This window comes from Streptomyces sp. NPDC104307 (assembly GCF_055584045.1).
Genome location: NZ_JBVJMU010000008.1, coordinates 240728 through 265878 on the forward strand (window position 1 = coordinate 240728; position 25151 = coordinate 265878).

Annotated in this window: 20 protein-coding genes; 8 read left to right on the plus strand and 12 right to left on the minus strand. The window is 70.9% G+C overall.

The features are described 5' to 3' along the window. Positions 1-2 precede the first annotated feature (2 nt). Both ACZ601_RS22210 and ACZ601_RS22215 read left to right on the plus strand, forming a co-directional pair. A complete protein-coding gene (locus tag ACZ601_RS22210) occupies positions 3-800 on the plus strand; it encodes a carbon-nitrogen hydrolase family protein (RefSeq protein ID WP_469540482.1) in 798 nt (265 codons plus the stop codon). A gap of 52 nt (positions 801-852) precedes the next feature. Next, complete coding sequence (locus ACZ601_RS22215) at positions 853-2553, plus strand: flavin monoamine oxidase family protein (protein ID WP_469540485.1); 1701 nt, start codon at positions 853-855, stop codon at positions 2551-2553. Between the two features lie 6 nt (positions 2554-2559). Here ACZ601_RS22215 and ACZ601_RS22220 read toward each other — a convergent pair whose 3' ends face one another. The 10 genes from ACZ601_RS22220 to ACZ601_RS22265 form a co-directional block, all read right to left on the minus strand. Further along, positions 2560-3408, minus strand: a complete 849-nt coding sequence (locus ACZ601_RS22220; RefSeq protein WP_469540488.1) for a fumarylacetoacetate hydrolase family protein — start codon at positions 3406-3408, stop codon at positions 2560-2562. A 40-nt stretch (positions 3409-3448) separates the two neighbouring features. Next, on the minus strand, positions 3449-4474 hold the full coding sequence (locus tag ACZ601_RS22225; RefSeq protein WP_469540492.1) for a hydroxyacid dehydrogenase: 1026 nt from the start codon (positions 4472-4474) through the stop codon (positions 3449-3451). After that, positions 4458-5537, minus strand: coding sequence for a dihydrodipicolinate synthase family protein (locus tag ACZ601_RS22230; RefSeq protein ID WP_469540495.1), 1080 nt, complete (start codon positions 5535-5537; stop codon positions 4458-4460). The genes ACZ601_RS22225 and ACZ601_RS22230 overlap by 17 nt, the downstream gene beginning before the upstream one ends. 8 nt (positions 5538-5545) lie before the next feature. Next, complete coding sequence (locus ACZ601_RS22235; RefSeq protein ID WP_469540497.1) at positions 5546-6574, minus strand: NAD-dependent epimerase/dehydratase family protein; 1029 nt, start codon at positions 6572-6574, stop codon at positions 5546-5548. 6 nt (positions 6575-6580) lie between these two features. After that, complete coding sequence (locus tag ACZ601_RS22240; RefSeq protein WP_469540500.1) at positions 6581-7531, minus strand: carbohydrate ABC transporter permease; 951 nt, start codon at positions 7529-7531, stop codon at positions 6581-6583. A 2-nt stretch (positions 7532-7533) separates the two neighbouring features. Beyond that, on the minus strand, positions 7534-8439 hold the full coding sequence (locus ACZ601_RS22245; RefSeq protein WP_073739466.1) for a carbohydrate ABC transporter permease: 906 nt from the start codon (positions 8437-8439) through the stop codon (positions 7534-7536). Between the two features lie 98 nt (positions 8440-8537). Then, positions 8538-9794: an ABC transporter substrate-binding protein gene (locus ACZ601_RS22250; protein ID WP_469540504.1), complete on the minus strand. Its 1257-nt coding sequence runs from the start codon at positions 9792-9794 to the stop codon at positions 8538-8540. A gap of 41 nt (positions 9795-9835) precedes the next feature. Then, the gene (locus ACZ601_RS22255; RefSeq protein ID WP_469540507.1) at positions 9836-11092 is read right to left on the minus strand and encodes a Gfo/Idh/MocA family protein; all 1257 of its coding nucleotides are present in this window, start codon (positions 11090-11092) and stop codon (positions 9836-9838) included. A 42-nt stretch (positions 11093-11134) separates the two neighbouring features. Beyond that, complete coding sequence (locus ACZ601_RS22260) at positions 11135-13282, minus strand: peptidase C14 (RefSeq protein WP_469540510.1); 2148 nt, start codon at positions 13280-13282, stop codon at positions 11135-11137. A gap of 208 nt (positions 13283-13490) precedes the next feature. Next, complete coding sequence (locus ACZ601_RS22265) at positions 13491-14348, minus strand: IclR family transcriptional regulator (protein WP_440577834.1); 858 nt, start codon at positions 14346-14348, stop codon at positions 13491-13493. Positions 14349-14635: 287 nt separating this feature from the next. Between ACZ601_RS22265 and ACZ601_RS22270 the strand changes: the two genes are divergently transcribed. From ACZ601_RS22270 to ACZ601_RS22295, 6 genes are all read left to right on the plus strand, one after another. Continuing rightward, entirely contained in the window at positions 14636-16006 is a 1371-nt protein-coding gene (locus tag ACZ601_RS22270; RefSeq protein WP_469540514.1) for an aspartate aminotransferase family protein, read from the plus strand. Next, complete coding sequence (locus ACZ601_RS22275) at positions 16006-17193, plus strand: mandelate racemase/muconate lactonizing enzyme family protein (protein WP_469540517.1); 1188 nt, start codon at positions 16006-16008, stop codon at positions 17191-17193. The genes ACZ601_RS22270 and ACZ601_RS22275 overlap by 1 nt, the downstream gene beginning before the upstream one ends. Then, positions 17190-18035 (plus strand): amidohydrolase family protein, encoded by an 846-nt coding sequence (locus tag ACZ601_RS22280; protein ID WP_469540519.1) that lies wholly within the window; start codon positions 17190-17192, stop codon positions 18033-18035. The genes ACZ601_RS22275 and ACZ601_RS22280 overlap by 4 nt, the downstream gene beginning before the upstream one ends. A gap of 166 nt (positions 18036-18201) precedes the next feature. After that, positions 18202-19041, plus strand: coding sequence for an SDR family NAD(P)-dependent oxidoreductase (locus tag ACZ601_RS22285; RefSeq protein WP_469540522.1), 840 nt, complete (start codon positions 18202-18204; stop codon positions 19039-19041). Positions 19042-19158: 117 nt separating this feature from the next. Next, entirely contained in the window at positions 19159-21294 is a 2136-nt protein-coding gene (locus tag ACZ601_RS22290; protein WP_469540524.1) for a peptidase C14, read from the plus strand. Next, positions 21291-22256, plus strand: coding sequence for a GNAT family N-acetyltransferase (locus tag ACZ601_RS22295; RefSeq protein ID WP_469540527.1), 966 nt, complete (start codon positions 21291-21293; stop codon positions 22254-22256). Before ACZ601_RS22290 ends, ACZ601_RS22295 begins: the two co-directional genes overlap by 4 nt. Positions 22257-22312: 56 nt before the next feature. Here the strand turns inward: ACZ601_RS22295 and ACZ601_RS22300 are convergent, their stop codons facing one another. Beyond that, complete coding sequence (locus ACZ601_RS22300) at positions 22313-23707, minus strand: uracil-xanthine permease family protein (RefSeq protein ID WP_440578570.1); 1395 nt, start codon at positions 23705-23707, stop codon at positions 22313-22315. Between the two features lie 155 nt (positions 23708-23862). Then, positions 23863-25092 carry an MFS transporter gene (locus ACZ601_RS22305; protein ID WP_469540529.1) on the minus strand — a complete coding sequence of 410 codons (1230 nt, stop codon included), beginning with the start codon at positions 25090-25092 and terminating at the stop codon, positions 23863-23865. Positions 25093-25151 lie beyond the last annotated feature (59 nt).

The window sequence follows — 25151 nt, forward strand, 5'->3', positions numbered from 1 at the left end:
CCATGCCGCCGTTGCGTACCGCCCTGCTCCAGAGCTCCGGAACTCCCGGCTCGGTGGCCCGGAACACCGAGGTGCTCGACGACGCCGCCCGGCGCGCCGCCGCCGACGGGGCCCGGCTGCTCGTCTGCCCCGAGATGTTCCTGACCGGGTACGCGATCGGGGACGACGTGCCCCGGCTGGCGGAGACCGCCGACGGCCCCGCCGCACAGGCCGTCGCCCGCATCGCGGCACGGCGCCGGATCGCCGTCCACTACGGCTACCCGGAGCGTGACGGCGACACCCTGTACAACGCCGCCCAGCTCATCGGCCCGGACGGCACCGCGCTCGCGAACTACCGCAAGACCCATCTCTTCGGGGGCTTCGAGCAGCACTGGTTCACCCCCGGTGAGCAGCCGGTCGTCCAGGCCGAGCTGGACGGCGTCCGGATCGGCCTGCTGACCTGCTACGACGTCGAGTTCCCGGAGAGCGTACGGGCGCACGCCCTGGCCGGCACCGACCTCCTGCTGGTCCCGACCGCGCTGATGCACCCCTTCTCGTTCGTCGCCGAGTCCCTCGTCCCGGTCCGCGCCTTCGAGAGCCAGCTGTACATCGCCTACGCCAACCGGACCGGCCCGGAAGGCGAGTTCGAGTTCGTCGGGCTGAGCTGCCTGGCCGGCCCCGACGGCACGGTCCGTGCCCGTGCGGGGCGCGGTGAGGAACTCGTACTCGCGGACGTGGACCCGGCCCTGCTGGCCGCCTCCCGGGCCGCCAACCCGTATCTGCGCGACCGCCGCCCCGGCCTGTACGGCTCCCTCGTCTGAGCCCGCCCGCCCCCTCACGTCTTCGCCTTTCCCCGCAAGGAGTCCGTACCTCATGACCGCCGTGCCCCCCGCCGTCCAGCACACCGAGGAAGCGGCCCCGCCGATCACCATGTTCGGGCCGGACTTCCCGTACGCGTACGACGACTTCCTCGCGCACCCCGCAGGGCTCGGCCAGATACCGGCGACCGAGCACGGTGCGGAGGTGGCCGTCATCGGCGGCGGGCTCTCCGGAATCATCACCGCCTACGAGCTGATGAAGATGGGGCTGCGGCCCGTCCTGTACGAGGCCGACCGGATCGGCGGCCGGCTGCGCACGGTCGAGTTCGACGGCTGCACGGTGGACGGCGAGCCGCTCACCGCCGAGATGGGCGCCATGCGCTTCCCGCCGTCCTCCACCGCGCTCCAGCACTACATCGACCTGGTCGCACTGGAGACCAAGCCGTTCCCCAACCCGCTCTCCCCGGCCACCCCCTCGACCGTCGTCGACCTGAAGGGCGCCTCGCACTACGCCCGCACGATCGACGACCTCCCGCAGATCTACCGGGACGTGATGGACGCCTGGAACAGCTGCCTGGAGGAGGGCGCCGACTTCTCCGACATGAACCGGGCGATGCGCGAGCGCGACGTGTCGCGCATCCGCGAGATCTGGGCCCGGCTCGTCGAGAAGCTCGACAACCAGACCTTCTACGGCTTCCTCTGCGACTCCGAGGCCTTCAAGTCCTTCCGGCACCGCGAGATCTTCGGCCAGGTCGGCTTCGGCACCGGCGGCTGGGACACCGACTTCCCCAACTCCATCCTGGAGATCCTGCGCGTCGTCTACACCGAGGCGGACGACCACCACCGCTCCATCGTCGGCGGCAGCCAGCAGCTTCCGCTGCGCCTGTGGGAACGTGAACCGCAGAAGATCATCCACTGGCCGCTCGGCACCTCGCTGGCCTCGCTGCACGACGGCGAGCCGCGCCCCGCGGTGACCCGGCTGAACCGCACCGCCGGGAACCGCATCACCGTCACCGACGCCTCCGGCGACATCCGCACCTTCCGGGCGGCCGTCTTCACCGGGCAGTCCTGGCTGCTGCTCTCCAAGATCGCCTGCGACGACGCGCTCTTCCCGATCGACCACTGGACGGCGATGGAGCGCACCCACTACATGGAGTCGTCCAAGCTGTTCGTCCCCGTCGACCGGCCGTTCTGGCTGGACAAGGACGAGACCACCGGTCGCGACACCATGTCGATGACGCTGACCGACCGGATGACGCGCGGCACGTACCTCCTCGACGACGGCCCGGACAAGCCCGCCAGCATCTGTCTCTCGTACACCTGGTGCGACGACAGCCTGAAGTGGCTGCCGCTCTCCGCGACCGAGCGCATGGACGTCATGCTGAAGTCTCTCGGCGAGATCTACCCGGGCGTCGACATCAGGAAGCACATCACCGGTAACCCGGTGACGGTGTCCTGGGAGAACGAGCCGTACTTCATGGGCGCGTTCAAGGCCAATCTGCCCGGCCACTACCGCTACCAGCGGCGGCTGTTCACCCACTTCATGCAGGACCGGCTGCCCGCCGACAAGCGGGGCCTGTTCCTGGCGGGCGACGACATCTCCTGGACGGCCGGCTGGGCCGAGGGGGCCGTGCAGACCGCGCTGAACGCCGTCTGGGGAGTGATGACCCAGTTCGGCGGCGCGACCGACGCGGCCAACCCCGGCCCCGGCGACCTTTTCGACGAGCTCGCCCCGGTCGAACTCCCGGAGGACTGAGGCCGGTTACGCGGGCCGGCAGACGCTGCGCTGCCGGCCCAGGCCGGAGATCTCGACCTCCATCACATCGTCCGGGCCCAGGTAGGGGAAGCGGCCGGACAGCGCCACGCCCTGCGGCGTACCCGTGTTGATGATGTCTCCGGGCTCCAGCACCAGGTACTGCGACAGGTGGTGCACCAGGTGCGCCACGCTGAAGATCATGTCCGCGGTGGAGGAATCCTGCCGGGGCTCCCCGTTGACGTGGCTGGTGAGCCGGAGCCGCTGCGGGTCAACGAGCTCGTCGGCCGTCACCAGGACCGGGCCCAGCGGGTTGAACGTGGCGCAGCTCTTGCCCTTGGACCACTGGCCGCCCGACTCCTCCAGCTGGAAGGCGCGCTCCGAGACGTCGTTGCTGACCGCGTAGCCCGCGATGTGCGCGGCCGCGTCGGCGGGGGAGTCCAGGTAGGAGGCGCGGCGGCCGATGACGACGGCCAGCTCCACCTCCCAGTCGGTCTTCTTCGAGCCGCGCGGGATGAGCACGTCGTCGTACGGGCCGACGACCGTGTTCGGGGACTTGTAGAACAGGATCGGCTGCTCGGGCGGCTCGGCACCGGACTCCGCCGCGTGGGCCGCGTAGTTCTGTCCGATGCACAGGAGCGCGGAGGGCCGGGCCACCGGGGCGCCGATCCGCTGCCCGGTGATGTCGGTCTCCGGGAGCTTCGGCTCTGCGGGGATCAGGTGCGGGTTGTCGGCCAGCGCGGCGAGGAACGCGCCGTCGATGTCGTCGGTGATGCCCGACAGGTCGTAGTGACGGCCCTCGGGGCAGACGACGACCGGGCGCTCGTGGCCCGGCTCGCCTATGCGCATCAGTCGCATGAAGGGTGGATCTCCTGAAAGGTGTGGTGAGGGGTGGCGGTCAGCGGAGGCGGACCAGCGCCTCCGCGGTGACGGCGTGGACCGGCGGGCGCCCGGCGAGCAGCCGCAGCACCTCGTTGACGGCGCTGGTGCCAAGACGCTGCCGGCACTCGACGCTGCCGGCCGCCTGGTGCGGGGTGAGCAGCACGTTCGGCAGGGCGCGGAAGGGGTGGCCGACGGGCAGCGGCTCGGCGTCGTAGACGTCGATCGCCGCGTCGAGGCGGCCGGTGGTCAGTTCGGCCAGCAGCGCGTCCTCGTCGACCAGCCACGACCGGGCGGTGTTCACCAGGCCCGCCCCGTCCGGCATCAGCGCCAGCTGTTCGGCGCCGATCATCCGGTGGGTCTCCTCGGTGACCGGTGCGTGCACGGCCACGATCCGGCTGCCGGAGAGCAGCGTCTCCAGCGGTACGGACTTCACCCCGAGCGCCTCCGCGTCGGCCTCGGAGAGGAACGGGTCCGTGACGCTGACCCGTGCGCCCATCGCCCGCACCATCCGGATGTAGGCCCGTCCGGTGCGGGAGGCGCCGATCACCCCGATGTCGCTGCCGTGGATCTCGTGGCGCGGCGGTGCCGTGCTCGCCGCCGCCCAGTCCTGCCCGCCGCGCAGGGCGTGGTCGAAGCGCTGGATGCGGTGGAGCAGCGAGAGGGTGAAGGCGAGGGCCACCTCGGCGACCGGGCGGGCCATCTCGTCGCCGGCCTGGGTGACCAGGATGCCCCGCCGGAACACCTCCTCCGTGACGTAGGGCGCGACCGCGGAGCCGGTGTGCGCCACCAGCTCCAGCCGGTCCGCGTGGGCGAGGAGCTGGGCGTCCACCTTGGGCGCCCGCCAGGAAAGGATCAGCGCGCGTGCGCCGGGCAGCGCCGCTTCGAGCGCTTCCCGGTCGCTGTGGTCGTCCAGGACGGTCAGTGCGGCGGCCCGCTCCAGCTCCCGCCACACCTCCGCGGTGAAGAACTGCTCGCGCAGGTGCGGGGGTACGGCGACGACCACCCGGGAGGAGCGGTCGGCGGATTCAGGAGAGCCAGGCATCGAGGTGCTCCGCAACGAAGGCGTCATCGGTCAGCCAAGGGTAGGCCGAGGCCACCCGGGTGATCTCCTGGGCCTGTCCGGGGGAGAGCGTCTCGGCCGGGTCCAGACAGCGGATGTTCGCCAACAGGCCCTGGCGGAGCAGCACTTCGTGCACTCCTGCGATGCAGCCGCGGAACGCGTTGCGTACGTCGAAGACCGCGCTGTTGGCGTCGGTCAGCTCGGTGCGCCGGGCCAGGCAGCGGACCATCGCTTCGTGGTCCCCGGCGCGGGCCAGCCGGACGTCGTCGAGGAGGGCGACCGCGGAGCTCGTCCACACCGCCCACTGGCCGAGCAGCCCGCCCGCGAACCAGCGCCGAGGCCCGTCCGCCGCGCCGTACGGGGTGAGCAGGTCACCGATGATGTCGTCGTCGTTGCCGGTGTACAGCGCCACCTCGCCCGCCCGGTCGGCGGCGGACACCGCCCGTACGACGTCGGCCGTGCGGTACCGGTCGAAGGGTGCGATCTTGACGGCGGCGGTGTTCGGCAGGTCGGTGAACGCGGACCAGAAGCCGGGCGACAAGTACCTTCCGCCGACCGCCTCCTGGAGGTAGAACCCGATCACCGGCAGCACTTCGCCGACCGCTCGCGCCCGCTCCAGCAGCCCCTTCTCGTCGGCGCCGGGCACGGCCGGGGAGAGCAGCACCGCGTCGTAGCCGAGTTCGGCCGCGGTGGTGGCCTCGGAGACGGCCTGCGCGGTGTAGCCGCAGGCCCCGGCGACCTTGACGAAGGGGCGGCCGGCCTCGGCGTCGATCGTCTCGGCCGCGAGCTCAAGGACGGGCCGCAGGAGACCGACGCCGGGCTCGCGGATCTCGAACTGCGTGGTGTGTACGGCGACGGCGGCGCCGCCCGCCCCGGACGCCAGGTAGTAGCGGGTCAGCGCGCGCTGGCGGGGTTCGTCGAACGTGCCGTCCGCGTGCAGCGCCAGCGGATGGGCGGGTATCGCCGCACCCCGGGCGAGCAGATCCAGCGCGGGGGTGGACGGGCGGGGGGAAGCGTGGGTGGACGGGCGGGGGGAAGCGGACATGGAGTGGATCAGAACCTTCCGTCGCGTACCTGGAACTTGGTGGGCTTGCCGGACAGCGGGAGCCTGCGCCGCAGCCAGTCGGCCTGCCACTCGACGAGGGTGCGCAGCGTCACGTCCGGGTAGCCGAAGAGGGCGTGGCAGCGGCTCGCGTCGGAGAGCAGCGCGGTGGGCGCCTCGGCCCCGGCGAGGACCGGCTCACGGCCGAACTCCTCACCGAACCACTGCGCGATGCGGCGCACCGAAGCGGTCTCCGGGCCCGTGAGGTTGAGGGTGAACGGCTCGCCGTCGGTGGCGTGCGGCAGCGAGCGCAGCGCGACCTCGTTGGCGTACCCCTGCCAGACGACGTTGGCGTGACCGGTCGTCACATCGACGGGTTCGCCCGCCTGGACCCGGTACGCGATGTCGGCGAGGACGCCGTAGCGCAGGTCGACCGCGTAGTTGAGGCGGATGTTGGCGACTCTGGTGCCGAGGGTCAGCGCGGCATGGCCGAAGATCCGCTCCCGGCCGAGGCACGACATGGCGTACTCCCCGACCGGGCCGACCGGGTCGGTCTCGGTGCAGCCGCCGGAGGAGACCGGCACCAGCGGATACACGTTGCCGGTGGAGAACGCGGCGATCCGCGCTCCGGACCAGCGGCGGGCCACCCGGTCCGGCATCGCGGCGTTCACCGCCCAGGCGAGCGAAGGCGCCCCGGCGGAGCCGAACTTGGCGCCGACCATGAAGACGACGTTCCCGGCCTCGGGCAGTTCGGCCAGATCGGCGGCCGGGTCCATCAGGTCGAAGGCGACGGTGCGGACCCCGGCGGCCTCCAGCTCGTCCGCGGCGGCCTGGTCCGACCAGCGGGAGACCGCGTACACGGTCACGTCCGTGCGGCCTGCGGCGTCCAGCGCCCGGCGGGCCAGCCGGCACAGGCTGGGGCCCATCTTGCCGCCCGCCCCGAGGACCAGCAGATCGCCTTCGAGACGGCCGAGGTCGGCGACGAGCGCGGGGGAGGGGGTGGCGAGCCGCTCTTCGAGAGCGGCCTCATCGGTGAACATACCTGGCTATCCCTTGATTCCGGACGCGGTGACGCCCTCGGTGAAGTAGCGCTGGCCCACCATGTACGCGGCGAAGATGGGCACGAATGCGATGACGGAGCCGGACAGCACCACGTTGAGCGGCACGTTCTGCTGCTGGAGCGAGGCGATGCCGACGGTGAGGGTGCGCATGTCGGTGGACTGGCCGATGACCAGCGGCCACAGGAAGTCGTTCCAGTGCCACAGGAAGACGAAGACACCGAGCGTGGCGAGGATTGGCTTGAGCAGCGGCAGCACGATCCGGTAGAAGATCTGCCACTCGCTGCACCCGTCGAGCCGGGCCGCCTCGAAGAGTTCGTCGGGCAGCCCCTGGATGAACTGCCGCATCAGGAACACCGCCTGGGCGTTGGCCAGGGTCGGCACGATCAGTCCCCAGTACGTGTCGACGCCGCCGAGCTTCGCGATCATCGCGAACGTCGGGATCATCGTGACGTGGTACGGGACCATCACCATCGACAGGAACGACCAGAACATGGCCTCCCGGCCCGGGAAGCGCTTCTTGGCGAACGCGTATCCGGCGAGCGAGGCGAGCAGCAGCACGCCGACGACCGAGACGACCGAGTACATCAGCGTGTTCAGCAGCCAGCGCGGCACGTCCTGGGCGCCCATGACGGTGTCGTACGCCTCGCCGGTCAGCGGCCAGGGCAGCAGACTGCCGGGGAAGTCGACCGCCGCGGACGGCTTCAGCGAGAGCACGACCATCGCGTAGAACGGGAAGACGGTCACGAGCGCGGCCACCGTCAGCAGCACGCCGCGCGCGATCCGGCCGGCCCTGGTCGGGCGCATGCCGTACGGGACGGTGTCCTGCTCGGAGAGCTTGCGCAGCCTGCGTTCCGCCCGGCGCGCGGCCCGGTCGGGGAGGACCGGGGCCGCCTTGCGGACGGCCGGTGCCTTCGTCTCTTCGGGTGCCGTTGTCATGGTCACTGGTCCTTCCCGATCACGAGCCGCTGGATCACCGCGACGACCACGGTCAGCACGAAGAGCGCGACACCGATGGCGGAGGCGTAACCCAGGTCGAAGTACTTGAAGCCCGCGTCGTAGAGCTGGAAGACGAGCGTGTAACTGGCGTTGGCGGGTCCGCCGCCCGTCATGGTGTAGACGGCGTCGAACACCTGGAACGAGGCCGTCGTCTCGATCACGGCGAGGAAGAACAGGGCCGGCTTGAGCTGCGGCAGCACGATGTACCGGAACCGCTGCCAGGGCCCCGCCCCGTCGGTGAGCGCGGCCTCCTCCAGCTCGCGGGGGATGTCCTGCATCCGGGCGAGCAGGATGAGCATCCCGTAGCCGAAGCGGGACCAGATGCCGACGATCGCGAGCGCGGGCAGCACCAGCACGTCGTCGGAGAGCCAGGAGCCCTCGGACAGCCCGAACCAGCCCATCAGGGTGGACCACGGGCCGCCGGTCGAGAAGATCCAGACGAAGACGGTGGCGGCCAGCACCAGTGAGGTGACGACCGGCAGGAAGAACACCGAACGGAAGAACTTGGCGCCGCGGAACGCGCGGCGGGTGATCAGCGCCAGGCACACAGAGGCGGCGAGCGTCCCCGGTACGGCGATCACGGTGTACAGGACGGTGACCTTGAGGGCCTGCCAGAACAGCGGATCGGCCCAGAGGCGGGTGAAGTTGTCGAGCCCGATGAAGCTGCCGCCGCCGGTGAGCGAGTAGTCGGTGAAGCTCATCAGCACACCGGCGACGCCCGGTCCGAACCGGAAGGCGAGGAACAGCAGGAAACACGGGAGGACGAAGAGCAGGCCGATCCGGGCCTCGCGGCGCGCCTGCGGCCCGCTGCGACGGCCCCGGCGGGTGGGTTCCGCGACGACTGCCACGGGGATCTCCTTGCGGTACGGGGGAATTGCGGGGGGTTTTGGGGGTGTCACACCCGGTGGGATCGCGGGGGCCGGAGACCGGCCCCCGCGACCGTCGATCAGCGGCCGAGCATCGCCTGCGCGGCCTTCTGAGCGGTGTCCAGCGCGTCCTGCGGGCTCTTCTTGCCGAGCAGCGCGGCCTGGATCTCCGGGGCGAGCACGCCCTGGACCTCACGCGCCTTGTCCTGGAGCGGGCCCACGTCCATGCTCGGCAGCGTGGCACCGACGGCGGTCTGGAGCTTGTCGTCCGGGTACAGATCGCCACCGGACTTGCGGGCCGGGAAGTAGCCTGCGGCCTTCTGGAGTCCGGCCGAGTTCTTCGACTCCGCCACGAAGTTCAGCCAGTCGCCGGTGTTCTTCTTGTCGGCGCCCTTCAGCATCGCCAGCGCGCCGACGGTGCCGTAACCGACCGACGCGGTGTCCTTCAGCGGCGGCTGGACGACGATGTTCTCCTTGCCCCAGAACGGCTCGACGTCCGCCGGGGTGTTCTGCCAGGTGCAGGCCACCTTCCCCTTGGCGGTCGGGGTCTGCTCCAGCTTGGGCGTGGTCGTGACCAGGTCCTTGTCGGTGTAGCCGCCCTCGACCAGCTTCTTCAGGTACGTCAGCGCCTTCACACCGGCCGCGTCGTTGAACGTCACGTTCTTGCCGTCCTCGGAGAAGACGTCGCCGCCGGCCTGCCAGAGCAGCGGGTAGAAGGTCATGTTCAGGGTCTGCTGGGTGTCACCGCTGTAGCTGGTGGCGTAGTAGCCCTTCTTCTTCAGCTTCGGGGCCAGCGCCTCCAGGTCGGCCCAGCTCGACGGGTAGCTCTTCTCACCGATCGCGTCGAACACCCGCTTGTCGCAGATCAGCGGGTTGGCGCTGGTCAGGATCGGGGTGGCGAGCGGCTTGCCGTCCACGGTGACGGACTTCAGCGCGAAGTCCGTGTAGTCCGACTTGGCGGAGGCCGGCATGTAGTCACCGGCCGGGATGATGCTCTTGGTGTACTTCGGCAGCTGGTCCGGGATCAGGTAGACCGCGTCGGGGCCCTTGCCGGAGGCGATCGCGGTGGCCAGGGCGGTGTCGCGGTTGGCCCAGGGGAAGGTCTCCACCTTCACCTTGACGCCTTCGTGCTTCTTCTCGAACGCCTTGACCAGGCCGTCCCAGTACGCCTTGTTCTTGGCCTCGTCGAAGATGACCGGGTAGGTCCACATGGTCACGGTGTTGCCGTCGTCGCCGCTGCCGGAACAGCCGGCCAGCACTCCGGCGGCGAGCGCGGTGGCCAGGACGGGCGCGGCGAGGGCGCGGACTCTGGAACGGCGGGTGAGGAGACGGGACATGAGGTGGTCCTCCGGGAACCTGAGGGCGGGAAGAGGGGAAGTCACTGCGCCGGGACCGTCTGGACGGTGCCGGTGTGCCGGGCGCGTTCGGCGGCGAACGCCGCGAGGTGGCTGCCGAGCGAGGTGGCGGGGCCGGAGCGGACGGCCCCCGGCTCGCCGGTGGCGACGGCGGTGACGAACGCCTCGACGAGTGCGGCGTCCCCGCCGCCGTGCCCGTCGGCCGCGTTCGAACCGGACGCGCCGAGTTCGTGGACGGTGGACTCGCCGGTCCGGAAGTCCTGCACCGTGACCCGCTCACCGTCACCGGTGAGCCAGCCGTGCGAGCCGAAGATCCGGGTCTGGCGGTGGGTCTGCTCGGTGAACGCGACCATCTGGAAGGTCGCGGTCACCCCGTCCGTCAACTGCATGGCGAGGACCTGGTGGTCCACCACGTCGTTGTCGCTCCGGTACGCGCAGACCCCGTACGGGCCCTCGCGCAGGGCCTGCACGAGACCGGCCTCGTCGGTCGCCTCCGTGACATGGGTGACCGGCCAGACCGCGCCCTTCTCGCGCAGCGTCGGCATGTACAGCTTCAGCGCGCTGTACGGGCAGTCCGCCTCGACCGCACAGTCGAGGCAGCGCTCCGCGGACCCGGCCGGGGCGTTCTCGGGCCGGAAGTGCTTCAGCCCGCCGAAGCCGGTGACCTGCTCGATCCGGCCGCCCATGACGTACGTGATCCAGTCCAGGTCGTGGCAGGACTTGGCCAGCAGCATCGGGGAGGAGTCCTTCTCGCTGCGCCACGGACCGCGTACGTAGCTGTGGGCGTAGTGCCACCAGCCGACCGGCTCCAGATGGTCGAGCGAGACGAGCTGACCGAGCACCCCGGAGTCCACGACCTCCTTCACCAGGTCGGTGTACGGGGTGTACCGCATGACGTGGCACACCGCGAACAGCACCCCGGCCCGCTCCACCCCCTCGACGATCCGCCGGGTCTCCTCCTCCGTCGGGGCGAGCGGCTTCTCCGCGAGGATCGCGTAACCGGCCCCGGCCAGGGCCAGCACCGGCTCCACATGGAAGCGGTCCTGGGTGGCGACGATGACGGCGTCCGCAACGCGGTTCTCCACGAGCGGCCGCCAGTCGTCGAACTCGACCGGCGCGCCGGCGGCCGCCCGCGCCGCGGGGCGCGGATCGGCGACGGCGACGAGTTCGGCGCGCTCCGGGTGCGCCTTGATCCACTCGGCGTACGTCAGACCGCGGTTGCCGGCGCCGACGAGTGCGACGCGTACGGGCCGGCCGGTGATCGGGGTATGCGTGGGCACGGGGAATCCCTGGTGTTCGATGGGCCGCGGGGGCCCAGATGGTCAGAAGCGCAGCGTGGCCGAGGTGTGGGCGACGCGGTTGCCCTCGTCCGGGAGCGCGGTGCGCTCGGTGCCGTCCTCGACGCAGCCGGTGTGCAGCAGATGGCTGGAGCCGCCGAACGCCGCGGGCCGCAGTTCGAGCCGGCCACCGGTGAAGGTGGAGCCGGTGGCCCGGTAGCGGTTGGTGCCCTCGGTGAGCAGCACATGGGCGGTGCCCTCTGGCGCGGTCGAGTCGAGGCCCCCGAGCTGCCAGTCGACGGTACGGTCCGGTCCGGTACGGGCCAGGAGGGCGCCGTCCTTGTTGGTGCCGGAGAGCCGGGTGCCGTCGATGCGGAGGCGCTGGTCCTTGGCGGAGGTCAGCTTGAGGCCGGTGTCGCGGAGTTCGCCGCCCAGGACCGTGATGTCGGTGTGAGCGAGCGAGACGGGGGCGGTGTCCTTGGAGCCGGTCAGCGTGCACTGGTCCAGGACGAGCGGCCCGGTGCCGTTGAACAGTGCGCCGTCGACGCCCTTCAAGGTGGTGCGCTGGAGGGTGAGCGGCGCGGTGACGCCTGCCTGGGTGATCTCCGCGCCCGCCGCGAAGGCGAAGGACGAGTCAGCGATCACGTTGGGGCGGGCGGACAGCTCTGAGGCCCGGGAGACGATCAGCGGGCCCGTCGCCGTACAGCCCCGCATCTGCACGCCGTCCGCGTTGACCCAGAGCATTCCGGAGCCGTCCAGCGACTTCTTGCCGATGACCAGGACGTCTTCGAGCGTCAGGTCGGTGATCTTGACGCGGGCCACGAACCAGGAGCAGGCGTGCCGGCGCACGGTGATCCGCTTGGCCCGGCCACCCCAGGCCGTGCCCGAGTTGGCGAAGGTCATCAGCCCGGAGTTGCCGGTGTACGTGAGGTCGTGCTCGAACTGGCCGTGCGTCACGAACGGGCCCTCGTCGTCACCGTCGCCGTGGCAGTTGGTGACGTAGCAGTAGGCCGAGGCCGTGAAGTCGTTGAGGTGGCGGGCGTTGGAGGTGTGGCAGTCCTCCACGTGCCCGTACAGGCAGTAGATCTGCTGGGTGAGGTAGCCCGCGCCGCCGTAGGTGACGGACTTCGGGTTGGTCAGCGAGCACTGTTCGGTGCGGTAGTACGTGCACCAGCGGCGCATCACCACCGGCCAGAACGTGCCGATGGCCTCGATGCCGGAGACGTCGCAGCGCACCGCGTACTCGTAGGCGACCGGGTGCGAGCCGGTCATCTCGTCCTCGCCCCAGCCCTCGAAGACCATGTTGCGCACGTGTGCGCGGTCGACGGGTTCGATCCGGGTCCAGCTCAGGGTGCGTCCGGCGGCCAGGTCCCAGCCGATCTGGTAGTTGACCCGGATGTGCGTCGCGTCGACGACACCGGTGACCTGGACGAGCCGCTGGATCTCCTTCTCGTACTGCCCGGACAGGGCGTTGATCTCCACGGCCCACCACTGGCCGACCGCGAACTTCGACGCGTCACCGACCTCGAAGAGGTCCGAGAGATCCGGCATCGCCGCGCTCAGTGTGTGCTTGACGGTGGTGTCGGTGACGGTGCCGCGGAAGGAGAGGACGGCGCCGAAGGGGTTGTCGTGGGTGTTCTTCTCGATGTCTGTGGTGTGGATGTGGTGGCCGCCGAAGTCGAGTTCGATGTTCGAGCGGTCGAAGAGGTGGCGTTTGGTGAACAGGAGGTCCGTGTGGGCCTCGATGCGGTGGACGGCCGGGTCGTTGACCATGGCGTCGAGTGCGGCGTCGGCGGGGGTCTTGGCGTCGAAGTGGCCGAAGGTGCGGAAGTCGAGCGTTCCGGTGTGGAGCTGGTGCCAGCGTCCGGTCTTCGCGTGGGTGGGGGCGATGACGGTGCCGCCGTTGTGGGCGGCGGTGGACTTCCTGTCCCAGCGCAGGGCCATCGCGCCGCCGTCGCCGGGGGTCCGGTAGCCGGCCAGCAGGATCTGGGTGCCGTCGGCGAACGGCTTGGTGTTCAGGGCGCGCAGTGCGGCGACCGTATCCAGGTTCAGTACGTCACCGGTGTGGGCGGGTGCGGCCTGCGCGGACCCGGCGGCCACGGCGGAACCGGCCATGACCAGACCGGCCAGACCCGAAGCCCGCAGCACATTGCGACGGGACGAGGCAGAGGTGGAGTGGTGCGGAACGCTCATGCGGACTTCGCCTTCCAAGAAGTGCGACAAGTGAGGGAGCGTTCCTGCGGTGGACTGCCATGAGGCGGATGGCTGAAAAGGGTCCGGCCGTCGGATGTTCACGACGCGTTGGGCAGGCGTCGGAATCGGACCGGGAGGGGTAAATCGGCGGTGACGGGTGAGCGTCACCGGGGTTGGCAGGGAACCTACGGCGGGTTATGCCGATCGGTCAAGACCCGATTTCGTCGGAATGCGGCATCGCGGTGTCCGAAACGCCGTCCTCCGGCTCTTCGGCCCAGCCCAGCGAGACGCTGATCCGGCGCGCCGAGTCCCGTACCTGGCCGCCCAGCTCCTGGTACCGCCAGGCCGGCAGCCCGGTCTTCAGACCGGTGATGGAGACGGCCCCGGCGCACACCGAACGGTCGTCGAAGACCGGTGCGCCGATGCAGATGATGCCCTCGGCGTCCTCCTCGTCGTCCAGGGCGTAGCCGACCCTGGCGATGTCGCGGAGGTGGGACAGGAAGGTCGCCGGGTCGGTGATCGTGCGGGACGTGCGCCGGGGCAGCCCGAACCGCTCGACGATCGAGGCGGCCTCGCCCTGCGGCACGGCGGAGAGCAGCGCCTTGCCCAGGCCCGTGCAGTGCGGCAGCTCGCGCTGGCCCATCCGCAGATCGAGCCGGACGCGCTGGTCGAGCTCGACCTGGTCCACCACGACCGCGTGGCCGTCCTCGGGGACGGCGAGCCTGGAGGCCATGCCGGTGGTGCGGCTGAGCTCGCGCAGGACGGGGTGGGCGACCCCGCGCAGCGAGACCTGGGACCTGGCACGGTCACCGAGCCTGGCCAGGCTCATGCCGAGCCGGTAGCGGCGGTTCATGCCCTCGCCGTCGTCCGAGACCAGGCCGTAGGCGCGCAGGGTCTGGAGCATGCCGAACGCGGCGCTCTTGGAGATGGAGCAGACCTGGCCGACCTCGGTGACGCTCAGACCGTTCCCCTGGGAGGGAGCGGCGAGAGCTTCGAGGATGTCGGCTGCCCTGGCCACGCTCTTGACCCAGTATTTCGGTTCCTCAGGGGCAGCACTGTTCGTCATAGCAGAACAGCCTAGTGCCTACGGGGTCCTGCGGCGTACGCGCTAGTCAAGAAAACCCGGAAATCAGGGCCTTGGGTGGCTGGAAGGGGGTTGACCGGTCCCAGAGGCGGACGTAATATCCAGGCACTGTTCTGCTCTACAGAACAGCGTTCTGAAAAGTGAAACGCAGTACCGAGCACCACGGATCACCTCTTCCTGCGGCGACTGCCGGGCGGATGGCGCCAGGGACTCACGGGCCGGGCAGGGCCCGCGAAAACCGACGACTCTCGACGCAAGGAGCAAGCACCATGAGTTCAGGCCCGGTAGGCAACGAATCCGGAGCCCGACTCGCCGAACGCGCCCGCCAGGTCGTACCCGGCGGCGTGAACAGCGGTCAGCGCAGCGTTCCCGGACTGACCGACCTGGTCGTCACCGGGACCGACGGCGCACGGTTCCGTACCGCCGACGGACGCGAGTACACCGACTTCCACTCGGCGTTCGGCCCGCCGCTGCTCGGCCACAACGACCCCGACGTGGCCGCCGCGACCGCAGAGGCCGGCGCCACCCTCGGCCACATGGGCGTCGGCGTCACCGAAGGCGAGGTCCTCCTCGCCGAACAGCTCACCGAGCTGATCCCCTCGATCGAGAAGGTGCTGCTCACCAGCACCGGCAGCGAGGCCACGTTCCACGCGCTGCGCGTCTCCCGCGCCGCGACCGGCCGCCGCCTCGTCGTCAAGTTCCAGGGCTGCTACCACGGCTGGCACGACTCGGTCAGCCTCAACGTCATCTCCGCGCCGGAGAAGGTCGGCGGCCACGACCCGATCTCCACCGGCATCCTGCCCGAGGTCCTCGAAGCCACCCTTGTCCTGCCGTTCAACGACAGCGAGGCCGTCCGGCGCGCCTTCGCGGAGCACGGCTCCGACATCGCGGCCGTCATCGTCGAACCCGTCCCGCACAACGTCGGCGCGCTCCTGCCGTACCAGGAGTTCCTGACCACGCTGCGCGAGGAGACCACGAAGGCCGGCAGCGTCCTGATCTTCGACGAGGTCATCACCGGCTTCCGCCATGCGCTGGGCGGCTGGCAGCAGATCTCCGGCGTCACCCCCGACCTCACCACCCTCGGCAAGGCCATCGCCAACGGCGCCCCCGTCGGCGCGATCGGCGGCCGCGCAGACCTGATGGACCTCTTCTCCACCCGCCCCGGCGCCCCCGCCTTCTTCGCCGGAACGTACAACGGCCACCCGTCCGTCGTCGCCGCCGCCCTCGCCACGCTGCGCAAACTCCGCGAGGAACCGGTCCACGACCACGTCTTCCGGCTCGGCGGCCGCGTCCGCACCGAACTGACCGCACTGTACGAGCGCCTCGGCGTCCCCGCCGTCGTCACTGGCTACGGCTCCGTCTTCGTCAGCTACTTCATGCCGGGCGAGGCCCCCCGCACCTACGCGGACCTGCTGAACAACGACGCCTCGCTGTTCGTCGGCTACCGCCGCAAGCTCCTGGAGCACGGCCTGTTCGAGCTGCCGCTCAACCTCAAGCGCAGCCACATCAGCTACGCGCACACCGACGACGACGTGAACCGTCTGATCGAGGGCACGGAAGCCGCGGTCAGGGCCGTCCTCGCCGAGGGCGGCGCCCGCGACCTGGAGAACACCTCGACCATGGGTGGAGCGACCCGCTGATGCTGACCGTCAACCGCACCCGCCCCGTCGGCCCCGCCGGACGGATCACCCGCGTCGAGACCCTGATGCTCGGCACCTCCTGGCGCGACTTCGGCTACGTCCGGGTCCACACCGACGAGGGCCTGTCCGGCATCGGAGAGATCACCCACCCCTACCGGGTCGGTGAGGTCTGCGCGCTCACCGAGGCCATCGCCCGGCGCCACCTGATCGGCGCCGACCCCTTCGACGTCGAGGAACTCTGGCTCCGCGTCTACCAGGGCGACTTCCTGCGCGGCGGCGACATGGGCGGCGTCGCCCTGTCCGGCCTGGACCAGGCGATGTACGACCTGATGGGCAAGGCGCTCGGTGTCCCCGCCTACCGGCTGACCGGCGGCGCCTGCCGCGACGACGTACGCGTCTACGCCAACGGCTGGTACACCGGGGAACGCGAGCCGGAGACCTTCGCGGCCAAGGCGAAGGAGACCGTCGCCAAGGGCTTCACCGCCCTCAAGTTCGACCCCTTCGGCCCCGGCCTGCACGAGCTGGAGCGCGCCGAACTGCGCCGCTCCATCGACCTCGTGGCCGCCGTCCGGGAGGCCATCGGCCCCGACATCGACCTCTTCATCGAGGGCCACGCCCGGTTCGCCATGCCGACCGCCGCCCGTCTCGTACGGGAACTGGAACCGTTCGACATCGGCTGGTTCGAGGAGCCGATGCCCTGGACCCACATCGAGCGGTACGCGGAACTGCGCCAGCGCGCCGCCTTCCCGATCTCCGGCGGTGAGCACTTCCACAACCGCTACGAGTACAAGCAGCTCTTCGCCACCAACGCCGTCGACATCATCCAGCCCGACCTCTCCATGGCCGGCGGCTTCACCGAGGTCAGGAAGCTCGCCGCGATCGCAGACACCCACGGCATGCTGGTGGCCCCGCACAACTCCAACTCCCCGCTCTGCACCACCGTCTCGGTGCACGCGGCGCTCGGAATCCCCAACTTCAAGATCCTCGAAACCTTCGACGGGCTCCTGGAGCCGTTCGTCTTCGACGCCCTCAAGGGCACCCTCCCGATGGCGGACGGCCGCATCGCGCTGCCGACCGCCCCCGGGATCGGCGTCGAACTCGTCGACGAGGTCTTCGAGGAACACCCGCCCAGCCACCGCTTCTGGAACATGTTCGCGGACGGCTGGGAGAAGCGGAACCGCACATGATCACCGATGTCCACTCCCATCTCTTCCGGCACAGCCACGACTTCACCGACCCGTTCAGCTCCGACTCCGCCCGCGCCCACGAGGGCGAGGTCGACCTCTCGGTGAAGTGGGAGGAGTACGCCGCCACGGCGCCAGACTCCACCCGCACGATCGTCGTCGGCGGCAAGGCCAGGCGCAGCGGCCTCTGGGTCGACGACGCGGCCGTCGCCGCGTACGTCGGGGAACACCCCGACCGGCTGATCGGCTACCTGGCGCTCGACCCCACCCAGCCCGGCTGGCAGGAGGAACTGCGCTACGGCCACCAGGAGCTCGGCCTGCGCGGCATCAAGCTGATGCCGATGTACGCGGGCTTCGACCCCGCCGCCGAGGAGTACGACGAGCTGTACACGTACGCCGAACGGCACGGGCTGCCGCTCCTGGTGCACACCGGCACGACGTTCGTCTCCAGCGCGCCGCTGGAGTGGGCGATGCCCCGCCACCTGGACGCGGTCGCCATCCGCCATCCCGAGCTGCGGATGGTACTGGCCCACCTCGGCCACCCCTTCGAGGGCGAGTGCATCGCGGTCATCCGCAAGCACCCGCACGTGTACGCCGACCTCAGCGCCCTGCACTACCGGCCCTTCCAGCTCTGGCACAGCCTCCGGCTGGTCCAGGACTACGGGGTCTTCCACAAGGTGCTGTTCGGCAGCGACTACCCGTTCACGACGGTCGACGACTCGGTGAAGGGGCTCCGGGAGATCGCCCGTATCCCCGGCGTCCCCGGGCTGCCGCCGCTGGACGCGGACGCGATCGAGGAGATCATCCACCGGCCCTCGCTCGATCTGCTGGGCCTGAACGGCTGACCCGCCGTTCCCCGGACTACCGGTACGGCACCCCGGTTCATCCCCCTGTCCGGGGGTGCCGGCCGGTAGCAGGGCCGCCGCGCACTCACCCATGTGTCCCCCGCGCGGCGGCCCGACCCAGCCCGAAGGCCCTTTTCCGTATCTCTCCGTCTGGAGGAGCCCCGCCATGACCGCAGCCGTCCCGCCCCGCGGCACCGACCGCTTCGACCTGACCGGCCGCACCGCGCTGGTGACCGGGGCCGCCCGGGGCCTCGGCCGGTCCTTCGCCGTGGGACTGGCCGAGGCGGGCGCCGACCTGGTGCTCGTCGACCTGCCGGGCGCCGAGGGCATCGAGCGGACCCGGGCGGAGGTCGAGGCGCTCGGGCGGCGCTGCCGGGTGTACGGGCAGGACCTCGCGGACATCGAGGCGCTGGCCGGCTTCGCCGACGCGGTGCGCGCCGAGAGCGGGCCGCTGCACATCCTGGTCAACAACGCGGGCACGGCCGCGCTGGAACGCTTCAACGAGATCACCCCGGCCAGCTGGTCGCACATCATGCGGGTCAACGTGGACGCGGTGTTCTTCCTCAGCCAGCGCATCGCCGAACACATGACGGCGGACTCCGTTCCCGGCCGCATCATCACCATCACCTCGAAGAACGCACTGGTGGCCGAAGCGGGCCTGGCCCACTACAACGCCTCCAAGGCCGCCGCCCAACTGCTCACCGAGACCCTGGCGGTCGAGCTGGCCCCGTACGGCATCACCGCCAACACCCTGGCCCCCGGCATGGTCGAGACACCCATCGACGGCGAGTTCCCCTTCGACCGGGAGGCCTTCGAGTCCGCGTACCGCGAGCGCATCCCGCTCGGCCGGTACGCACAGCCCGATGAGTGTGTGGGCGCCCTGCTGCTGCTCGCCTCTGACGCGGGTGCCTACCTCACCGGGGCGCGGATCGTGGTGGACGGCGGGGTGCTGGCCGACCAGATGCCGCGGATGCGCTTCATGCCGCCGTACCGCAACACGATCTGACGGCCGGTTCTCCGCAAGCCCACAGAGCGCGCGCCGAGCACGCACGCACAGAGCACGCACCGAGCACGCACCGAGCACGCACCGACAAGCACTGACAACGCGAGGAGCACCTCCGTCATGTCCGCGAACGCTTCGTCCCGCCGGAATCTGCTGCGGGCTTCGGGTCTGGCCGGTCTGGTCATGGCCGGTTCGACCGTGGCCGCAGCCCCGGCCCAGGCCGCCCCCGCCCACACCGGCGACGTACTGAACCTGGACACGGTCGCCGCACTGCGCGCCCTGAACACCAAGCCGCTCGCCGACGGCACCCAGATCCTGCTGGCCGGCTACCACGCCCCCGGCGACGGCGGCGCGATGGCCCTGCGCTGGGACAAGAAGTCCACCGCCGCCCACAACGGCGGCACCGTCATCGCCCCCACCCACGCGAAGACCGGACGCTGGCACCAGCTCCACACCGGAACGCTCGACTTCCGCACCTTCGGCCACTTCGACGCCAAGACCCCCGCCGACGCGGCACTCGACGCCATGGTCAACGACCCGGCCGTCCACCGCATCGAGGCCCACACAGACCTCCTGTTCACCAAACGCCACCTCTTCGACCGCTCGAACATCGAACTCGACTTCGGCGGCCACCACATCCACACCACAGACATCGAGAAGAACACCCACGACAACCCCTTCGGCGCCGTCCTCTCCTTCCGCGGCACCGTCACCGACACCACCGTCAAGCACCCGCTCTCCGGCAAGGTCATCGAACTCACCGACACCTTCCCGGTTCCCGACGCGAAGGCCTTCGCGGTCGGCCAGTGGTGGTCGGTGCAGGTCGACCCGGTCGAGGGCGGCGGCGGTGACGAGCGGGAACTGCAGAAGCTCGTCGAGATCACCGAGATCGTCGACGCGGGCCACATCCGGATCGGCTACCTCAACGGCTGGGAACTCGCCGCCGGCCGCACCCTCACCTGGACCCGGATCGAGCCGGTCCGCGACACCCACATCCGCAACATGCTCTTCGAGGGGGCGGGACCCGACGAGCACACCGGCTCCCACCCCGTCAGCTTCGAGTACGCCGTCGGCTGCGACGTCTCCGGCATCCACGCCACCGGCACCTTCTGGCCGGTCGTCATGCGCCGCTGGTGTACCCGCTTCCGTACCGAGAGCTGCTCGCTGAAGAACCCGCCCACCGTCGAGTACGGCGGCGCGGGCTACCTCACCCAGCAGATCTACTGCCTGTACGGGCGGGTGGCCGACTGCACCACCAGCAACGTGCGCCACCTCAACGACCTGACCGCCTCCGCCTACTGCACCGTCGTGAACTGCCACGGCGACGGTGACGACGCGGGCGGCAACCCCTTCACCACCCACGGCCAGTACGAGCACGACCTGCTCTTCGACGGCAACTCCGGGCTCATGGACATCGCCAACTCGGGCGCCCAGTGGGGCATTTCCGCCAAGCGGATCACCGTACGCAGACACGTCTGCTCCTGGTTCACCGCTAACACCAAGATCACGGACCTGACCCTGGACGACGTCACGGTGATCGCCCGCCCCACCTTCGACCAGGCCGGCACCCTCACGGTGAACGCCGACGGGGCCCAGGTGCGCGGCTGCACCGCGAAGACCTTCGCCGTCGCCCAGCGCTCAGAGCGCTCCAACCGGCCGACCACCGTCAGCGACTGCTCCTTCGAACCGCCCGCCGGAGCCGTCCTCGTCCAGACCCCCGTCACCGCACCCGTCCACTTCGTGCGCTGCACGTTCAAGGGCGTCGACGGCGTCGTCCTGCGCGGCGCGGGCCCCGTCCACCTCACCGACTGCACCGTAACCGGCGCAGAGGACGCGGCCCCCCTCTCGGTGGGCTCGGCCGATCTGCGGCTGGACGGCGGCACGTTCCACAACACCGGCATCGAACTCAGCGGCGTGCGCGACCAGCGGATCACCATCACCGGCGGCGCCAGGATCACCGGCGGCAACAAGGCCGGAATGCTGCTCGGCCGGGCGGCCGGGCCGGGGAGCACGACCTGGGACCTCACCGGTCTCAGCAGCACCGCAGCCTCTGCGGACACCGCGCACATCCGTATCGCCGACGGCGTGAACCGCTACGCGGCGACCGGCGTCCGCTTCAGCGGCGGCGTCCTCCACCTCGCCCCGGAAGCCCTGGACTCGGTCCTGCACACGGGGTGCGTGGAGGACGGCACCCGGCGTGGCGCGATGCCGCAGGACGGCGAACGGGTGCGCACGGGCGGGAACCTGATCCTGTGAGCGCCATCGTCCGCACCGCCACCCCGGCCGACGATCCGGCTCTGGCCGCCCTGTGGAAGCGGTGCTTCGACTCCCCGCACCTCGCCGCCCTCCACGCGCTCGACCCGGACCGCCACCGGCACACCTTCGTTGCGCAGAACGACGCGGGGGAGCGGATCGACGCGGTCGTCGTCTACGTACCGAGGCTGATCCGGGACGCGGACGGCACCCCGCGCCGGGTCGGCGGCATCGGCAGCGTGGCGACCCGCCCCGAAGCCAGGGGACAGGGGCTGGTGCGGCGGCTGCTGGCGGCGGCGGAGCGCACCATGACGGCCGAACAGTGCGCCTGGTCCCTGCTGTTCACCGGGACGCCCGGCGTCTACCGGGGCTCGGGGTGGCAGGAGTTCGCGAGCGGCTACACCGAGGGGACCCTTGCTGCCTCGTCCGCTCCGGAGCAGGGGACGCTCGCCCCCTCGCCCGCTCCGGACCCCTACCCGGTCCGTGCGGCCACGGCCCGTGACGCCGTGGAGGTGGCCGCGCTGCACCACGCGTACAACGCGCGGCGGCCGCTCAGCTCGCTGCGGGCGCCCGAGGACTGGGCGGTGCGCGTGCCCGCCTGGTACGGCGCGCTCGAACAGTCGCTCGTGGCGCGGGACCCGGTTTCCGGCGCGCTCACCGGCTGGATCGTGGCCCAGCACGCGGGGGACTGCGTGGAGGTGCGCGAGTTCGCGGGCACGGAGGCGTGCCTGGGTGCGCTGTTCGCCGCCGTCGGCTCACGGGCCGCCGCGGCGGGGCTGAGCCGGGCCCGGGTCCGGATTCCCGTCACTCCCGGGGTGCGGGCCGCACTGCCGGTCCTGCTGGCGGACGCCGGTCAGGTCACGGAGCACGTGGGGATGGCACGGCCGCTGCACGCCCCGGCCGAGTCGGTGCGCGCCGCGGTCACGGCGCCCGGCGCGGTCCACTGGTACGGCGACTCCTTCTGATCGCGCCGCCCGTTCGGCGGCCCCGGCCCCGCGTACCGGCCGGGGCCACCGAACGGTCAGGCTTCGTCGGCCGGCGGCTTCCCGTCGTAGCCGGACGTCCCCGAGTCGAGCAGCGGTTCCTGGGTCTTGAGGTGGGCCGGGGCGAAGGCCCGCAGCACGTGGTAGCCGGTGATCACGACGATGGTGCCGAGCGCGATCCCGCTCAGCTCGAAGTTGTCGGTGACCTTCAGGCTGACCCCGCCGACGCCGATGATGATGCCCGCCGCGGCCGGCACCAGGTTCAGCGGGTTGCGCAGATCGACCTTGGCGTTCAGCCAGATCTGGGCACCGAGGAGACCGATCATGCCGTAGAGGATCACCGTGATGCCGCCGAGGACCCCGCCCGGAATGGCCGCCACGACCGCGCCGAACTTGGGGCACAGGCCGAACAGCAGGGCGAAGCAGGCGGCCGCCCAGTAGGCCGCGGTGGAGTACACCCGGGTCGCGGCCATCACGCCGATGTTCTCGGAGTACGTCGTGTTCGGCGGACCGCCGACCGCGGTCGACAGCATCGAGGCGGCCCCGTCCGCGGCGATCGCGGTGCCGAGCTTGCCGTCCAGCGAGCGGCCCGTCATCTCGCCGACCGCCTTCACATGGCCGGCGTTTTCCGCGATGAGCGCGATGACGACGGGCAGCGCGACCAGGATCGCGGACCACTCGAAGCTCGGGGCGTGGAACGACGGGAGCCCGACCCAGTCGGCCTTCCCCACCCCCGACAGGTCCAGCCGCCAGTGGTCCACGGCCTCGGCGCCCCCGGCGGGGGAGTGGATCTTCCCGAACACCCGGTCCAGGACCCAGGACAGCACGTAGCCGAAGACCAGCCCGAGGAAGATCGCGATCCGGGACAGGAAACCGCGCAGACAGACCACGGCCAGTCCGGTGAACAGCATCACCAGCAGCGCCGTCCACTGGTCCTGCGGCCAGTACGTGGACGCGGTGACCGGCGCCAGGTTGAAGCCGATCAGCATCACGACCGCACCCGTCACCACCGGCGGCATCGCCGCGTGGATGATCCGCGCGCCGAACCGCTGCACCGCGAGACCGGCGAGGAAGAGCACCACGCCCACCACGAAGACCGCGCCGGTGACCACGGCGCTGCTGCCGCCACTGGCCCGGATGGTCGCGGCGACCCCGACGAACGAGAGCGAACAGCCCAGATAGCTGGGCACCTGCCCGCGAGTGGCCAGCAGGAAGATGGCCGTCGCGACACCCGACATCATGATCGCCAGGTTCGGGTCGAGACCCATGAGCACCGGGGCGACGAACGACGCGCCGAACATCGCGACCACGTGCTGGGCGCCCAGCCCGAACGTCCGAGGCCAGGAGAGCCGCTCATCGGGGCGGACGACCGCTCCCGGTGCGGGCGTCTTCCCGTCGCCGTGCAAGGTCCAGCGCACGCCGAGGCCGCCCATGGTTGCTCCCTGTGTGTAGGTGCGGCGGGCCGGTGCCTCACGGGGCACGGCGCGGACCGCGGAAAAGATCAGCGCCATGTTAATGCCGGTTCGTCAACCGCCCTCCGCCGGGATCCGGGCACGGGGTGCACGCCGCGCCCGGTGACCCGGACGGCTCAGGGGCGCGGCTCGGCCGGCGCCGCTCCCGGGACCCCGGCGTCGGACGAGGACACCTTGCGATCGCCCGCCCGCAGCACACCGGCCCCGAGCACCAGCCCGAAGGCCAGCACCGAGACCAGGCCGAAGGAGACGACCAGCGAGGTCGCCTCGGCCAGCGAGCCGATGGCCGACGGGGCGATCAGCCCCGAGGTGTACGTGATCGTCGCGACACCCGCGATCGCCCGGCTCGGGTTCGACCCGCTGCGCCCGGCCGCCGCGAAGGCGAGCGGCACGACCACGGCGATGCCGAGACCCATCAGTCCGAAGCCGCACAACGCCAGGACCACATTGGGCGCGGTAACCACCAGGACCCCGCCGACGGTGGCGAGCACGCCGCCGGTCCGTACGGTCCGCACCGCGCCGAAGCGGTCGACGACCCGGTCACCGGCGATCCGGGCAACCGCCATCGTCAGCGCGAACGCGGTCGTCGACGCGGCAGCCAGACCTGCGGAACTGTCCAGGGCATCCCGGAGGTAGACCGCCGACCAGTCCAGGCTGGCGCCCTCCGCGAACACCGCGCAGAAGCCCACCGCGCCGATGATCAGGGCCGACCTGGGCGGCAGGGTGAAGCGCGGCGGAGCCTCCGTGTCCGGCTCGCTGTGCAGATCCAGCACCTGCCGGCAGGCGATCAGCCCGAGCGCGGTGAGGACGAGCGCGGCGACGGCGTGGTGCAGCCGCGCGTCGGCCCCCAGATGGGCGGCCACCGTGCCCGCCGCCGAACCGACCAGGGCGCCCACGCTCCACATCCCGTGCAGCCCGGACATGATCGACTTGTTGAGGCGGTTCTCCACCTCGACCCCGAGCGCGTTCATCGCCACGTCCGACATGCCCGCCGAAGCCCCGTACACCAGGAGGGCCGCGCACAGCGTCAGCAGGCTGGGGGCTATGGAAGGCAGGATCAGCGCCAGGGTCCACAGCATCAGCAGCCCGCGCAGCGCGGTCCGGGCGCCGAAGCGGTGACTGATCGCGCCGGCCAGCGGCATCGCGAGCGAGGCGCCGATCGCCGGGAAGGCCAGGGCTATGCCGAGCTGTCCGGCACTGAGCCCGGCATGGTCCTGGATCCACGGCACCCGGGTGGCGAAACTGCCGGTCACCGCTCCGTGTACCGCGAAGACCGCGGCGATGGCGTACCTGGCGCGCCTCACCTGCTCCGTGCTGAAGACCGCTGCCGTGGAATCCGTCGTCATGCCGCCGTGCCCTCCCCTGGGAATTCTCCGATGCCGCGGTTCCGACGCTCCCCGGCGTC

Excerpts from the sequence above, each read along its gene's own strand:
- ACZ601_RS22210 (WP_469540482.1), top strand. The coding sequence starts at position 3 with ATGCCGCCGTTGCGTACCGCCCTGCTCCAGAGCTCCGGAACTCCCGGC.
- ACZ601_RS22215 (WP_469540485.1), top strand. The coding sequence starts at position 853 with ATGACCGCCGTGCCCCCCGCCGTCCAGCACACCGAGGAAGCGGCCCCG.
- ACZ601_RS22220 (WP_469540488.1), bottom strand. The coding sequence starts at position 3,408 with ATGCGACTGATGCGCATAGGCGAGCCGGGCCACGAGCGCCCGGTCGTC.
- ACZ601_RS22225 (WP_469540492.1), bottom strand. The coding sequence starts at position 4,474 with ATGCCTGGCTCTCCTGAATCCGCCGACCGCTCCTCCCGGGTGGTCGTC.
- ACZ601_RS22230 (WP_469540495.1), bottom strand. The coding sequence starts at position 5,537 with ATGTCCGCTTCCCCCCGCCCGTCCACCCACGCTTCCCCCCGCCCGTCC.
- ACZ601_RS22235 (WP_469540497.1), bottom strand. The coding sequence starts at position 6,574 with ATGTTCACCGATGAGGCCGCTCTCGAAGAGCGGCTCGCCACCCCCTCC.
- ACZ601_RS22240 (WP_469540500.1), bottom strand. The coding sequence starts at position 7,531 with ATGACAACGGCACCCGAAGAGACGAAGGCACCGGCCGTCCGCAAGGCG.
- ACZ601_RS22250 (WP_469540504.1), bottom strand. The coding sequence starts at position 9,794 with ATGTCCCGTCTCCTCACCCGCCGTTCCAGAGTCCGCGCCCTCGCCGCG.
- ACZ601_RS22260 (WP_469540510.1), bottom strand. The coding sequence starts at position 13,282 with ATGAGCGTTCCGCACCACTCCACCTCTGCCTCGTCCCGTCGCAATGTG.
- ACZ601_RS22265 (WP_440577834.1), bottom strand. The coding sequence starts at position 14,348 with ATGACGAACAGTGCTGCCCCTGAGGAACCGAAATACTGGGTCAAGAGC.
- ACZ601_RS22270 (WP_469540514.1), top strand. The coding sequence starts at position 14,636 with ATGAGTTCAGGCCCGGTAGGCAACGAATCCGGAGCCCGACTCGCCGAA.
- ACZ601_RS22275 (WP_469540517.1), top strand. The coding sequence starts at position 16,006 with ATGCTGACCGTCAACCGCACCCGCCCCGTCGGCCCCGCCGGACGGATC.
- ACZ601_RS22280 (WP_469540519.1), top strand. The coding sequence starts at position 17,190 with ATGATCACCGATGTCCACTCCCATCTCTTCCGGCACAGCCACGACTTC.
- ACZ601_RS22285 (WP_469540522.1), top strand. The coding sequence starts at position 18,202 with ATGACCGCAGCCGTCCCGCCCCGCGGCACCGACCGCTTCGACCTGACC.
- ACZ601_RS22290 (WP_469540524.1), top strand. The coding sequence starts at position 19,159 with ATGTCCGCGAACGCTTCGTCCCGCCGGAATCTGCTGCGGGCTTCGGGT.
- ACZ601_RS22300 (WP_440578570.1), bottom strand. The coding sequence starts at position 23,707 with ATGGGCGGCCTCGGCGTGCGCTGGACCTTGCACGGCGACGGGAAGACG.
- ACZ601_RS22305 (WP_469540529.1), bottom strand. The coding sequence starts at position 25,092 with ATGACGACGGATTCCACGGCAGCGGTCTTCAGCACGGAGCAGGTGAGG.